We start from the raw sequence: 14,335 nt of genomic DNA on the forward strand, positions 1-14,335 counted from the left end.
GTCTATAAAGTGCCCTAAAAAATATTACAAATTTCATTTTTTTTGCGAATATATGTACGTACACTTGTTCTCGAATGTTTTATACGTTATAATAACAACTTAAATAGCATTATTTACATATGAGGTGAAAAACATGAACAAAACAGAATTAATTAAAAACGTAGCACAAAATGCTGAGATTTCTCAAAAAGAAGCTACTGTAGTTGTACAAACTGTAGTAGAATCAATCACTAACACTTTAGCTGCTGGTGAAAAAGTACAACTTATCGGATTCGGTACATTCGAAGTTCGTGAAAGAGCTGCTCGTACAGGCCGTAACCCACAAACTGGTGAAGAAATGCAAATCGCAGCTTCTAAAGTACCTGCTTTCAAAGCTGGTAAAGAACTAAAAGAAGCTGTAAAATAATGAAAAATATCCTTCTCATTTATGAGAAGGATATTTTTTTCATAACATAATTAATAAAAATCTGACCATTATGTTGTTTCTTTTGTTCTTTTATGCAAATAAAACCTTTACTTTCAAAAAAAGGTTTTGCGGTAATGCTCGCCTCTGTATATATCTCCCTATGCCCTAGGTTCACTGCTTCTTTTTCTAACTTCTGTAGTATGTATGAAGCTACTCTTTTCCCTTGATAATCTTTATGCGTAAATAAACGATCTACGTAACGATCATCGTTATAATCCCCAAACCCCACAATTACACCTTTATGATCCGCTACATAGCTAATATTCTTTTCTAAAGACTGTAACCAATTTTCTCTATCTAGTCGCTCCGGTGCCCACGCCTGTAGCTGTAACTCATTATAATCTTTTGCATTAACCGTATGAACTGTTTCATAGAACAATTGTAATACTTGATCTAAATCTTCTTTCTGGAATGTTCTAATTATAATATCTTTTAACATATATAAGTCTCCTTACGAAACTACCTCTTAACTTTTCTACTACATACGATTCTATATTTCTGCTTTATTATATCGTTTTAATTTCTATACGAACAAAAAAACAATACTTATTCAAAGTATTGTTTTTTAATTCTATTCAATTACTTAATGTAGCTCTTTAAGATTTTAATTTAACTCTTTGTAATCGTAATGCATTTAATACAACGGATACAGAACTAAATGCCATCGCTGCTCCAGCAACCCAAGGGGCTAAGAAACCTAATGCCGCAATTGGAATTCCTAACGCGTTATAAGCTAATGCCCAGAATAAATTTTGTTTAATATTTCTTATCGTCATTTTACTCATAAAGATCGCATCAGCAATACTATTTAAGTCACCGCGGATTAACGTTATATCCGCTGCTTCCATCGCTACATCCGTTCCCGTTCCAATTGCCATACCAATGTTCGCTGTAGCAAGAGCAGGAGCATCATTTATCCCGTCTCCAACCATCGCTACTTTCTTACCATTTGCTTGCAGTTTTTTCACTTCTTCTGCTTTTCCTTCTGGCAATACTTCTGCAATTACGTGATCAATACCAACTTGCTTTGCAATTGCCTGAGCAGTTTGTGTATTATCTCCTGTAATCATCACAACGTCTAGACCCATTTTTTTCAGTCTTGCGATAGCTGCTTTTGAAGTATCTTTTACAGTATCTGCAACGGCAACTATACCAGCATATTCTTTATCGATTGCAATAAGCATTGCTGTTTTTCCTTCTCGTTCTAGCGCTTCCATTGATTTAGAAACTTCTTCAATATCAATATTGAATTTCTTCATTAATCGACGTGTACCAATTAATAAGTGTTTTCCTTCTACAACTGATTCGATACCAAATCCCGGAATCGCTTCAAACGTTTCTGAACTTGGGATATCAATTTTCTTTTCTTTAATTCCTTCTACAATCGCTTCTGCAAGTGGATGTTCAGAATTTCTTTCTGCTGCCCCTACTAATCTAAGCAGTTCATTTTCATTGAATCCATCTGCTACAATTACATCTGTTAACACCGGCTTCCCATTTGTCACTGTACCCGTTTTATCTAAAATAACCGTATCTAATCGGTGCGTTGCTTCTAAATGCTCTCCACCTTTAAATAAAATACCATACTCTGCTGATCTTCCTGATCCTGCCATAATAGATGTAGGCGTTGCAAGACCTAATGCACATGGACAAGCGATAACAAGTACTGCTATCATTTTCTCAAGTGCTCCGCCAAAATCACCAGGTGTAACAAATATCATCCATACTGCAAATGTGATAATCGCAATCACAACTACAACCGGTACGAAAATACCTGAAATTTGATCTGCTACCCTTTGAATAGGAGCTTTTGAACCTTGTGCCTCTTCTACTACTTTAATAATTTGAGCTAATGCAGTATCTCTTCCTACTTTAGTTGCTTTCACTTTTAAAAATCCATTTTTATTTATTGTCGAACCTATTATTACATCCCCAATTGACTTATCAACAGGAATACTTTCACCCGTTAACATCGATTCATCAATTGCTGACTTTCCTTCTACAATCTCACCATCTACTGGTATTTTTTCACCAGGCTTTACATAGACGATATCACCAGCTACTACTTCTTCAATCAAAATTTTTATTTCTGTTCCATCTCGCACAACTGTAGCTGTCTTCGCTTGTAAACCCATCAATTTTTTAATTGCTTCTGATGAGCGCCCTTTTGCTTTCGCTTCAAATAATTTACCTAAAATAATTAATGTAATAAGTACCGCACTCGTTTCAAAATATAAATCTGTCATATGTTTCGAAGAACCAATAGATTGAATACTTAAATATACACTATAGAAATACGCGGCCGACGTTCCAAGCGCCACGAGAACATCCATATTCGCACTTTTATTACGTAACGCTTTATAAGCTCCAACATAAAACTGTCCACCAATGATAAATTGAACAGGGGTTGCAAGTGCTAGTTGCACCCAAGGGTTCATTAACATATCCGGTAAATAAATAAACGACGTAAATGAGAAATGACTAACCATTGCCCACAATAATGGGAAAGATAAAATAAACGAAATAATAAACTTCTTCTTTTGTCTTTCAATTTCTTGTAATCGATGATCAGTTGATGCATCTTGATCATCTGGTTTCACTTCTAATTTATATCCTAGCTTCGTAATCGCACTCTTCATTTCATTTACATTAACTTCATCAGGATTAAAGTCTACTGTAGCTGATTCTAAAGCAAAATTTACTGTCGCTTTGTTCACACCATCTAACTTATTTAAACGCTTTTCAACTCTATTTGCACATGCTGCACATGTCATTCCTGAAACAGTAAATTCAGCTTTATCACTTACAATTCCATATCCTAACGATTCAACTTTTTCTTTAAACTGTTGCGGATTTGTTTTAGTTGGATCGTACATTATTTTTGTTTTTTCAAGTGCAAAATTTACATTCGCCTCATGAACACCTTCTACTTTTTTTAGACCTTTTTCAATTCTATTTGCACATGCCGCACATGTCATTCCTGATATTTGAAGATTGGCCTCTTTTTTTTCATTCATGTCTCTCACCTCTATATACCCTTATGAGGTATAATTATTAGCAAAATAAATCGTACTTCATTTAAAGTACGATTTATTTCCATATCTAAAAATAATTATTGAACATCGTATCCTTGGTCTTCGATTACAGCAACGATATCTTTTAATGTTACGGCAGACGAGTCGATAGTAACTTCAACAGTTCCTTCTGCTAATTGAACCTTCACTTGTTCAACACCGTTTAGCTCTTTCACACTGCTTTCGATAGCATTTACACAATGTCCACAAGACATACCTTCAACTTGTAATGTTAACTGTTCCATTTAAAATCCTCCTCTTGTTTCTTCATTCTTTGTTAATCACAATTACATCTTACCATACCCCCCTAAGGTAATCAATGGTTTTGTATCATGATTTTTCAATTATTTTCTAAAAGTTTATTTTACACACACTTTTTCACATCAATACCCCGAAACCTTATTATGAAGGTAAACAAAAAAAAACAAGCCAGTGACATACTAGCTTGTTTTTACGCTTTTGAAAAACGTTCAAATACAGTCATTAATTCTTCAATTGCTTCGTCACCATTGCCATCTTTAATAGCACCTGAAACACAATGACTTGTATGGTTTTTTAATACACCCATTCCTACTTTTTTCATCGCTGCATTAATCGCTGAAATTTGCACTAAAATATCCACGCAATAACGATCATTTTCAATCATATTTTGAATACCGCGGACCTGTCCTTCAATTCTCTTTAATCTATTTATAATTTGTTCTTTTTCTTTTTCTGATCTATGTGTTACCGCTTCATGCTCTTTATGACCCATATTATCACCTTCTTAAAGTTTCTCTTCATCCAATAAAACAATTGCTTTTACGAGTATACCAATTATAGCATTAATTATCTATGTATGATACCCCATATGAGTATATTTCCGCTTTATGATTATTCTTAACAACGCATTAGCTTCTTAATCTCAATTTTCAGTATACCCTTTCTTTTTTTCAAAAAAATCATTATATCTCTCATCAAAGTTCAATAAAATGAAACAAGAATAAGCGGGGATTACCCGCCCCCCGCTTATTCTTTGTCTATAATATTAAAAACTTAATTTTCAGCTATTTAATCCAAGAGTTTTTTCTTTCCATATATGATTATTGCTGATCGCATACTTTTGTATCATTCACTACTGAAGTTCCTTCAACGGTTACCGTATGAAAACAGTCATTTACTCGAACTGTTACAACATTATCTTGCCGGTCAATGATATGATATTCATTAAAATTTTTATTCAGAGCACTGCGAATTTGTTCTCCTTCATAAATTGGGATGCCATGCGATAGAACCCAAATAAGTCCAGCGATAGCAAGAATAGTTTTCATACGATCTACCTCCTTGGGAATATAGTGAACTTTTAATCCATACTTTTTCAGCTCTACAAATCATGATCGGAATAAACCGAGCCTTTTTGGAAATAAGTTCATTTCGTCTATTTTATGTTTATGCTAATTGTGACCGTTTTGTGACAACTTTTTGTCTCTTTAGACGAAAAGTTGAAACAAAACTTTCAAAAAGGACAATTCTACATATCAAAAAAGGTTATGGAATGTTTCATCCATAACCTTTTTTCCTATATGTAACTAATAAATCTCAACCCTTTACTTAAAGACGTCGGCACAACAGATGCATGATTCTCCCCTTCAGCTTCATAAAACTTAAATTTAAGTTTATCGTGGTTTACTTGGAGAAGGCGCTCTGATAATTCATTTGCACCTACAACCATATGCTCTCGTTCTAGTGACCCAACTGTAAGGAACACTCCTGTTTCAAACTTAGCATTGTTTAATTCATTTATAAGGTTCTCTTCTTTTTCAAGTACGGATTTATTATTCCACCATATAGATGGACTACTAATAAAATAATTTTGAAAAGCATTTAAGTTTGTAAATAGTATATGGAGAGCAAATAATCCACCTAAAGAATGCCCAAATAACGTTTGCTTACCTTTATCAATCTCAAAATTCTTTTCAATTTGTGGTTTCAGTTCTTCTTCAATAAAAGTAAAGAAATTATGTGCTCCTCCTGTTTTAGGCCACGGTTTACCGTCTGGTTTTAAAGGGGCATCTTTTGAAATTACGCTAGGCGTAAAATCATAACATCTTTCTTCCCCTGAAAATGCGCCTTCAATTGGATAACCCACTCCTACTATAACAGCTGGTGAAACACCAGTTTTTTCCGCTCTTACTGATTGTATTTTAACTGCTTCATGAAATGTTTGAAAAAAGGCATTGCCATCTAATACGTAAATGACAGGATATCCTGAATCCGGTGCTGGTTGCCTCGGCTTTGAAATATGAATTTGATATTCCTTACCTTCTAATTTTGAATACATTTTCCATTGTTCTGTATTAGATATTATAATCTGCTGTTTTTCAACTGTAGTATTCACCCTATCCCCCCCTTTTTAACTTGTTACATATATTTCGATTTTTTCTTCTTGAGATACAACGCTATCATAACCGAAACAAACAGGAGCCCCGTTATACGGATCAATCATGACACGTGCATCAATATGAAATACTTCTTTTAATACTTCATTTGTAATGATTTCTTCTGGGCTACCAGTTGTAACAATTTCTCCTTCCTTCATTGCAATAATTTCATCTGAAAATCTTGCTGCATGGTTGATATCATGTAATACCATAACAACCGTACAATTATGTTCTTTATTTAACTTCTCCACAATTTGTAATACATCTAATTGATGAGACATATCAAGGTATGTAGTTGGCTCATCTAATAGCAACACTTCTGTCTCTTGTGCTAATGCCATCGCTAGCCATACCTTTTGTCTTTGACCACCTGATAAATTTGCAATTTGTCTCGTTCGAAATTCAGAAGTTTTCGTTATATTTAATGCCCAATCAATCATTTCTTTATCTTTTGTCGTTAACTTATTTACGTTATTTCGATGTGGATAGCGTCCATAAGAAATTAATTCTTCCACTTTAAGTTCACCTGGTGCAATTGGAGTTTGCGGGAGTAAAGCTAACTGCTTCGCAATTTCTTTCGTTGAAATTGTATGTAAATCTTGCCCTTGCAAATATACTTTTCCGCTTTTTTGTTTTAAAATTCTTCCCATTGTTTTTAACAATGTCGATTTACCGCAACCGTTTGGACCTATAATTGTCGTTACTTTTCCTTCTTGTATTTCCACATTTAAACCGCGAAACACTGTAAGCTTTTCATAACTTGTTTCTAAATTTTTTGCACTTAAAATACTCACTTTTATTCCTCCTCTTACGCTTTCGCCTTATAAAGTAAATATAAGAAATACGGTACACCGACAATAGAAATAACGATTCCAACTGGTAACTCTACAGGTGTGAAAACTGTTTTTGCAATAAAGTCTGAGGCAATTACAAGAAACATTCCGATTACGCCGCACGTAGGAATTATATACTTATGTTGAATACCAACAAGTCTTTTCGCTATATGCGGTGCCATTAAGCCAATAAAACCGATACTCCCTGAAACAGCAACACATGCACTCACAAGCCCGATACTGCTTAATAATAAAATCGATTTCTCTCTTTCTACTGAAACACCTAAACTTGTAATACTCGTTTCTTCCAATTGGAATAAATCTAATAAATAAGCTTTCTTTTGTATAAGTGGAATTAAGATAATAAGCCATGGTAACATAGCCACAATATACTTCCAGTTCGCACTATATATGCTTCCAGACACCCACACTGCAGCCATCTCGAAATCAGTTGACTTCATTTTGAGTGATAAGTACATAGAAAAAGCTCCAAATCCCGATCCAATTGCAATCCCTGTTAATAAAAGTCGCTGCGAATCTAATTTACCGTTTTTCCAAGAAAACAGATAAATGATGATAGCTGCACCTAATCCACCTACTAAACCAAACATTGGCATCATCATAATAGAAACCCAGTCTGTGGTTTTTAATTGTCCTTGAAAGAAAAACATAAAAATGACAATCGCTGTTCCCGCTCCGGCATTTACTCCTAAAATACCTGGGTCCGCCAATCCATTTCTCGTAATCCCTTGAATAACAGCACCTGCAACACCAAGGCCTAATCCTACTAATCCAGCAATTACGATACGCGGAAGACGAAACTCAAAAATAACTAAATCATGTTCTGGTACTGGATCAATTCTAAAAAGTGTTTTAAATACATCTGTAATCGTAATGTCGAACGTACCATTTGTTAAACTAATATAGATAGCACATAGTATTAAAAATATAATAATCCCCATCGTCATTCCGAAACGTTGACTTGAACTTTTAAGCATGTCTCTCTCCTCCTCTAGTACGGATTAAATAAAGGAAGAAAGGAATTCCAATTAAGGAGGTAACGACTCCAATAGGTGTTTCAAATGGATAGTTTACAAATCTACTCAAAACGTCACATAACGCTAAGAAAACGCCACCAATAACACCTGCACATGGCAAAATCCACTTATAATCTACCCCAATTATAAAGCGGGTAATGTGCGGAATAATTAAACCTACAAAACCAACTTTCCCCACTAAAGCAACTGCTGTTCCTGTTAAAAAAATTACCGATAAAATTGCCATCGCTTTAACTAGTTTTGTACGCTGTCCTAAATTAATAGAAACCTCTTCGCCTAATGAAAGAATGGTAATAGATTTTGATATTAACAATGCTAAAATTATTCCAATTATCCCAAACGGTATCGTGATTTTAATTATATTAGGATCTACTTGATCTAACTTTGCATTAAACCAAAAACTAACATTTTGAGAAATTTGGAAATACGAAGCCATTGCAGCCGATACACTGCTTAAAAATGTTCCAATAACTGTTCCTATAATCGCTAACCTAACTGGTGATAAGCCATTTTGAAGGAGCGAACCAAAACCAAACACGATACCGGCTCCGAGTGCAGAACCAATCATTGAACATATAACCATACCAATTGATGACATTCCTGGAAGAAAAATTATACAAAGTGTAATAACAAAGGCAGCACCATCCGTCACACCCATAATAGAAGGGGATGCAAGATAGTTTCTTGTCATCCCCTGCATAAGTGCTCCTGATATGGCTAGAAATGCTCCGACTAAAAGAGCTGCAACTACCCTTGGTAAACGTGAAGTAATAATAATATTATGATTTACATCACTTGAATCAAAATGAAATAATGCGTTCCACACTGTTTCAGCATCAATACTTTTCGCCCCATACAAAATCGAAAGTATAACTGTAAATAAGATGAGTATGGGTGCTATACATAATATAGTTACTGGTACTGCATTTGTTTTCTGCATATCATTCAACGCACCTTACTTATTGTATTATTTAGATAAATTTTTCACTGCTTCTTTTAAGAAGGCAGTTTTACTCCAAGCAGTACCACCTTGCGCCATTGGATCTACAACGTTTACAAATACTTTCTTTTCCTTCGCAGCATTCATACTTTGCCAAATTGGATTACTTTCAATTTCTTCTAACACTTTTGGATTTTTATTTTCACTTGCCTCATATTGTAAGAAAATATAATCTGGGTTAAGTTCAGCAAGTTTTTCAAATGAAATTTTCTCTTGTGCTTTTACAGTTTTCAATTGTTCTGGAGCAGTTAGTCCAAGATCTTTATAAATTACAGGGTTGAAGTATACTCCTTCTGGATATAGGAATAATTCGTTTGCTCTTAGTCTAATGACAAGTACTTTTTTATCTTTTAACTTATCTCCTAGTTTTGCTTTTGCTTTTTCAGCGTCTGAATTGTAGTCTTTAATAATTTTTTCTGCTTTATCTTTTTTACCAGTTAATTCTCCCATTAACTTTAAGTTATCTTCCCAATTTGTTGAAACGTGTGATACCGGGAATGTAGGAGCTACTTTCGTAAACTTTTCAGCTGTTTCTGCTGGGAATTTCGTACTTGATGTAATCACATCTGGTTTTAATTGTAGTAATGTTTCGAAATTGGGTTGCATTTTCTCACCAACAGATTTCGCACCTTCTAACTCTTTTTCCAGGTATTTTGGTAGTTTACCACCTACAGTAATGGCACCAACTGGTTTAATTCCAAGTACTGCCGCATCTTCCATTGACTCTAAACTAGCTGTCGCAATTTTATCTACTTTTGCTGGCACTGTATATTCTTTACCTAAATATGTAATTTTTCGTTTTTCATCTTTTTTCGTTTCCGTAGCTTTTGTCTGTTGTTTTTGCTCGCCTGAAGTTTTATCCGCACTATTACATGCCACTAAACCTACACTTAAAACGGTAACCATCCCTAAAGTAAATAATTTCTTGTTCATCTTTATATGTCTCCTCTCAAATTTTCAAACTATATTCTCAATAGAATTTAACTATATGAATCTTATTCCATATATATATTTCATTAGATTAATAATTTTATCCAGAACTCATTCACGTTCACTTCCCCTAGACTATAATTCTTTTACGTCTTCATCACTTGATAATCATTTTCACTGATAATGATTATCGTTACTAAGTATATATTTAATATGAAATTATTTCAAGAATGATTTGAAAAATTTTAACAAACTGAATTAAAAAAAGAAGTATCTCCCTAATATTAGGGAGATACTTCTTTTTTTAGAAATTTATATGTAATTCAACTGGACAATGGTCTGATCCCATCACTTCACTATTAATTTTCGCTTCTGTTATCTGGTCTTTCATTCTTTCCGAAACAACAAAATAATCTAAACGCCATCCGATATTTTCACCTTTGTAATCTTGCTCTTACATTTATGAATACATACATACGCACTTTATTCAGGTTATACTAATTTCAGAGGTGATGTTCTTTGCACAATGAAGGAGTTACATTAACAAATGAGTATTGGCAAGCAATTATTCATAACGATTCTTCCTATGATAGCAAATTCTTTTATGCTGTGAAATCAACTGGAATCTTTTGCAGGCCATCATGCAAATCAAGAATACCAAATAGAAACAATGTACGAATTTTTCATCATGCAGAGCAAGCATTAAGTGAAAACTTTCGCCCGTGCAAACGTTGTAAGCCAAATGGGATCACTTTACCTAATGAAGAGTGGGTAGAACAAATTAAAGACTATATCGAAAAGCATTATGACAAATCCTTAACTCTCGACATGCTTGCGGGAATGTGTCACGGTAGCCCTTTTCATTTACAACGTACTTTCAAAAGAATAATAGGGCTAACTCCTATAGAATATATACAACAATTCAGAATTCTTAAAGCAACCAAATACCTTTTACACACAAATCAATCTATTAAAGAAATTAGTACTGCTGTCGGGATAGAAAACCCAGAGTATTTCGCAACTTTATTTAAAAAGAAAACCAGCTTTACTCCTACTGAATATCGAAAAAAGAACGAGATGAAAGAGGGATACGATAATGAATTCCTACAAAAATAATTATATATATTGGACGCTACTTACACATAAAAATTGGCGATTTCATATTGCTGCAACTGAAAATGGACTATGTTTCATTGGATCACAAGACGAAAACTTTGAAGAATTAAATATATGGGCTAGAAAAAAACTGCCCCAACATATATTGATTCATAGTCCAGATTACTTGCAAATATATACGCAAGAAGTTATCGAGTATTTAGAAAACAAGCGAGAAACTTTTACATTTCCTATCGATGCTTATGGAACTAATTTTCAATTATCTGTTTGGAATACGGTACGTGAAATTCCTTATGGAAAGACATATTCTTATACAGAAATTGCTGAAAAAATTCAAAAACCTAAAGCTGTGCGCGCCGTTGCTTCTGCTATTGCTGCTAACCCTCTCCTTATTACTATTCCTTGTCACCGTGTTATTGGGAAGAATGGGAAACTAACCGGATTTAGGGGTGGATTAGAAATGAAGAAAAAATTGCTTACATTAGAAAAGTTACAGGTGGAATTCATATGACAGCAGAATATAATAGCGCATTATCTATAGCAGTTCCAAAAGAATTTTGTTTCCAAGAAAATTTACGTTATCTATCACGTTCTAACAATGAATGTATGTTTCATATTGAAGATAACAAAATTTATAAAGTTATCCCTGTTCAAGATGTAAATCCTTTAGTTGAAATTAGTGTGAATACAGATGGCAATATTCAAATACGTTGTTTAGAAGAATCATATACATCTGAAAAATCGATACGTGAAGCTGTAGCTAACTATGTAAAAGAATGGTTTGATTTAGCTACTGATTTAGCTCCCTTTTATACATTAGCTAAACATGATTTACTCCTTCAAGGACCAATTGAACAATATTATGGCCTTCGTAATTTAGGTATTCCAGACTTATTTGAGGCACTTTCCTGGGGAATTATCGGTCAACAAATTAACTTAACATATGCTTATACGCTAAAAAGAAGATTAGTTGAGCAATTTGGCAGTTATGTAGAATGGGACGGTAGAAAGCATTGGATATTCCCATCACCTGAAACAATTGCAAATCTACATGTAGAAGATCTCCAACAATTAAAAATGACGACTAGAAAATGTGAATATTTAATCGGTATTGCGAAGCTTATTACAGAGAGAAAACTATCAAAAGAGGATTTACTGCAAACACAAGATGTAAAGGTTGCTGAGAAACAATTAACTGCTATCCATGGTATAGGGCCATGGACTGCCAACTATGTTTTAATGCGTTGTTTAAGATTTCCTTCAGCTTTTCCAATTGATGATGTTGGTCTGCATAATGCAATTAAATTTATAACAGGTTCCGAAAATAAACCGACTAAAAATGAAATAAAAGGTTTCGCGGCAAACTGGGCTAATTGGGAGTCTTATGCGACTTTTTATTTGTGGCGAGTACTATATTAAAAAGAACCAAGTAGCACATTCGTACTACTTGGTTCTTTTTTAAGCTTGCTCCTCAAAACGTCTTGCAATTTCCACAATAACTTGAACGGCTTTTTCCATAGTATCTACCGAAACATATTCAAATTTACCGTGATAGTTTTCACCACCAGTGAAAATATTCGGCGTCGGTAATCCCATATATGATAATTGTGATCCATCTGTGCCTCCGCGAATCGGATGAATATTTGGTTCAATGTCTAAACTTTTCATTGCTTCATATGCAATATCAACAATTTCTCTTACCGGTTCAATTTTTTCAAGCATGTTATAGTATTGATCATTCATTTCTAAAACGACTGCATCTTCGCCATACTTTTCTTGCATAGTCTTCACAATATTTTTAACGTTATTTTTACGCGCCTCAAAATTTTCACGATCAAAGTCTCGAATAATATAATACGCTTTACTTTGCTCAACATCACCATTTAAAGAAAGTAAATGATAGAATCCTTCATAGCCTTCTGTATATTCTGGCGCCTCTTCTACTGGTAAATACCCGTTAAACTCCATAGCCAGTTTAGTAGCATTGCGCATTTTATTTTTCGCTGTTCCAGGATGTGTATTCGTTCCGTTAAACGTTAACTTAGCACCTGCAGCATTAAAACTTTCATACTCTAAACCACCTAATGGGCCTCCATCCATCGTATAAGCGAATGATGCACCAAACGCTTCTACATCAAAATGCGCTGGCCCACGACCAATTTCTTCATCCGGTGTAAATGCTACTCTTATTTTCCCGTGCTTAATTTGCGGATTATGTATTAAATGGTTCATTGCAACCATAATTTCTGTAAGACCAGCTTTATCATCTGCTCCTAGAAGTGTTGTACCATCAGTTGTAATAATGGTATGTCCTTTATATGATGGTAATTCCGGGAACTGCTCTGGTGTTAACACAACATTTAGCTCTTCATTTAACGTAATTGCATTACCATCAAAATTTTCATGAATTTGTGGTTTGACGTTTTTCCCTGTAAAGTCTGTTGCTGTATCTAAATGGGCTAAAAATCCAATTACAGGAACATCCTTGTCCGTATTAGCTGGAAGTGTTGCCATTACATAACCATTATCATCCATCGTTACTTCTGTTAAACCAATTTCTTTTAGCTCTTCCACTAATAACTTACCAAACTCAATTTGTCCTGGTGTTGTTGGTACTGTATGGCTTTCTTCATTTGATTGCGTATCAATTTTTACATATCTCGTAAATCTTTCAATAAGTTCTTGTTTCAAGTTCATTCACTCCCTTTTATGTTTCTCCCTCCATTATAATCCTTAAAACGAAATATTTTAACTTTTTTGAATGTGAAGATGTATATTTCATTTACATTGTTAACACTTTTACATATTTTACATAACAAAAAGAAAATTAGTGAACATATTTAAAGTACAGCTTAATACAAATAAATTCACCCTATTTACGACTCTCATCGCAAATAGGGTGTTTCTGTTTTTATCTCGCAATTTAAGAATATATACTACTCATTTACAATAAAAGTATATACATCATCATAAATACAGCCATTTACTTTAATCACATACTTCCCAGGTTTATTAAAACTAATTGTGTATTTATTTAACTGAATTGCTTCTTTATCTCCAGAAAGAATATCAATACTTCTGCCACTTAATACATACAATTCATTTAGATTCATCGTTACATCAATTATATTGAAATTTTCTACTTTCACTTGCTGTGCTTCCGCAACGCTTACACTTGGTTCTAAAAACAGTAGTCCACTTAATCCAATCGTCCCCGCTAAAGCAACTCCCGCAAACTTTTTAATCTGTTTCATTACAATGACCTCCTTATAGATTTTGTGTAAAGGTGATGTCCTCCCTTACACCACAAAGCCTATATGTAATGAAATGAAAAGTAAACGGGGACTGTAAGACAAAATTCTACATCTTTTTCTCCTATTGAATATAAATCCAACGTTTGGAGTTTTGACACATTTAAAATTGTTTCCCTAAACCAAT

At 34.0% G+C, this 14,335-nt stretch carries 16 protein-coding genes and 1 pseudogene; 4 read left to right on the forward strand and 13 right to left on the reverse strand.

Annotated features, from left to right (window positions below; all coding sequences use genetic code 11):
• Window positions 1-133: 133 nt before the first annotated feature.
• A complete protein-coding gene (locus QO049_RS10430; protein ID WP_001043904.1) occupies window positions 134-406 on the forward strand; it encodes an HU family DNA-binding protein in 273 nt (90 codons plus the stop codon).
• 19 nt (window positions 407-425) lie between these two features.
• On the opposite strand, the gene QO049_RS10435 is transcribed toward QO049_RS10430, so the two are convergent.
• From QO049_RS10435 to QO049_RS10485, 11 genes and pseudogenes are all read right to left on the reverse strand, one after another.
• On the reverse strand, window positions 426-905 hold the full coding sequence (locus QO049_RS10435) for a GNAT family N-acetyltransferase (RefSeq protein WP_000910158.1): 480 nt from the start codon (window positions 903-905) through the stop codon (window positions 426-428).
• A 157-nt stretch (window positions 906-1,062) separates the two neighbouring features.
• The gene (locus tag QO049_RS10440) at window positions 1,063-3,483 is read right to left on the reverse strand and encodes a heavy metal translocating P-type ATPase (protein WP_284489270.1); all 2,421 of its coding nucleotides are present in this window, start codon (window positions 3,481-3,483) and stop codon (window positions 1,063-1,065) included.
• Between the two features lie 95 nt (window positions 3,484-3,578).
• Window positions 3,579-3,785, reverse strand: a complete 207-nt coding sequence (gene copZ, locus QO049_RS10445) for a copper chaperone CopZ (protein ID WP_000436973.1) — start codon at window positions 3,783-3,785, stop codon at window positions 3,579-3,581.
• 206 nt (window positions 3,786-3,991) lie between these two features.
• Entirely contained in the window at window positions 3,992-4,294 is a 303-nt protein-coding gene (locus QO049_RS10450; RefSeq protein ID WP_000509876.1) for a metal-sensing transcriptional repressor, read from the reverse strand.
• A 328-nt stretch (window positions 4,295-4,622) separates the two neighbouring features.
• Window positions 4,623-4,850: a hypothetical protein gene (locus QO049_RS10455; RefSeq protein WP_000849103.1), complete on the reverse strand. Its 228-nt coding sequence runs from the start codon at window positions 4,848-4,850 to the stop codon at window positions 4,623-4,625.
• Window positions 4,851-5,098: 248 nt separating this feature from the next.
• A complete protein-coding gene (locus tag QO049_RS10460; RefSeq protein WP_001098697.1) occupies window positions 5,099-5,917 on the reverse strand; it encodes an alpha/beta hydrolase in 819 nt (272 codons plus the stop codon).
• Between the two features lie 15 nt (window positions 5,918-5,932).
• Window positions 5,933-6,754 (reverse strand): ABC transporter ATP-binding protein, encoded by an 822-nt coding sequence (locus QO049_RS10465; protein WP_246960976.1) that lies wholly within the window; start codon window positions 6,752-6,754, stop codon window positions 5,933-5,935.
• A 14-nt stretch (window positions 6,755-6,768) separates the two neighbouring features.
• Entirely contained in the window at window positions 6,769-7,791 is a 1,023-nt protein-coding gene (locus tag QO049_RS10470) for a FecCD family ABC transporter permease (protein WP_284489271.1), read from the reverse strand.
• Complete coding sequence (locus QO049_RS10475; RefSeq protein ID WP_001173051.1) at window positions 7,784-8,791, reverse strand: FecCD family ABC transporter permease; 1,008 nt, start codon at window positions 8,789-8,791, stop codon at window positions 7,784-7,786. Before QO049_RS10475 ends, QO049_RS10470 begins: the two co-directional genes overlap by 8 nt.
• Before the next feature lie 27 nt (window positions 8,792-8,818).
• Window positions 8,819-9,784 (reverse strand): iron-hydroxamate ABC transporter substrate-binding protein, encoded by a 966-nt coding sequence (locus QO049_RS10480; protein WP_246960981.1) that lies wholly within the window; start codon window positions 9,782-9,784, stop codon window positions 8,819-8,821.
• A gap of 301 nt (window positions 9,785-10,085) precedes the next feature.
• A pseudogene (locus tag QO049_RS10485) lies at window positions 10,086-10,223 on the reverse strand (exodeoxyribonuclease III); the annotation flags it as partial.
• Window positions 10,224-10,300: 77 nt separating this feature from the next.
• Between QO049_RS10485 and QO049_RS10490 the strand changes: the two are divergent.
• Genes QO049_RS10490 through QO049_RS10500 form a run of 3 tightly spaced genes read left to right on the forward strand, consistent with a single transcriptional unit; the run spans window position 10,301 to window position 12,316 of the window.
• Complete coding sequence (locus QO049_RS10490) at window positions 10,301-10,897, forward strand: bifunctional transcriptional activator/DNA repair enzyme AdaA (RefSeq protein WP_098450559.1); 597 nt, start codon at window positions 10,301-10,303, stop codon at window positions 10,895-10,897.
• Window positions 10,878-11,408 carry a methylated-DNA--[protein]-cysteine S-methyltransferase gene (locus tag QO049_RS10495; RefSeq protein ID WP_001089838.1) on the forward strand — a complete coding sequence of 177 codons (531 nt, stop codon included), beginning with the start codon at window positions 10,878-10,880 and terminating at the stop codon, window positions 11,406-11,408. The genes QO049_RS10490 and QO049_RS10495 overlap by 20 nt, the downstream gene beginning before the upstream one ends.
• Window positions 11,405-12,316 carry a DNA-3-methyladenine glycosylase 2 gene (locus tag QO049_RS10500; RefSeq protein ID WP_246960983.1) on the forward strand — a complete coding sequence of 304 codons (912 nt, stop codon included), beginning with the start codon at window positions 11,405-11,407 and terminating at the stop codon, window positions 12,314-12,316. Before QO049_RS10495 ends, QO049_RS10500 begins: the two co-directional genes overlap by 4 nt.
• Before the next feature lie 39 nt (window positions 12,317-12,355).
• Here the strand turns inward: QO049_RS10500 and pepT are convergent, their stop codons facing one another.
• Both pepT and QO049_RS10510 read right to left on the reverse strand, forming a co-directional pair.
• Window positions 12,356-13,588: a peptidase T gene (gene pepT, locus QO049_RS10505; protein ID WP_000807014.1), complete on the reverse strand. Its 1,233-nt coding sequence runs from the start codon at window positions 13,586-13,588 to the stop codon at window positions 12,356-12,358.
• 245 nt (window positions 13,589-13,833) lie between these two features.
• Complete coding sequence (locus QO049_RS10510; RefSeq protein WP_000809493.1) at window positions 13,834-14,151, reverse strand: hypothetical protein; 318 nt, start codon at window positions 14,149-14,151, stop codon at window positions 13,834-13,836.
• Window positions 14,152-14,335: the final 184 nt, after the last annotated feature.

It is taken from the genome of Bacillus sp. RB3, from assembly GCF_030164735.1.
Taxonomy (GTDB): domain Bacteria; phylum Bacillota; class Bacilli; order Bacillales; family Bacillaceae_G; genus Bacillus_A; species Bacillus_A cereus.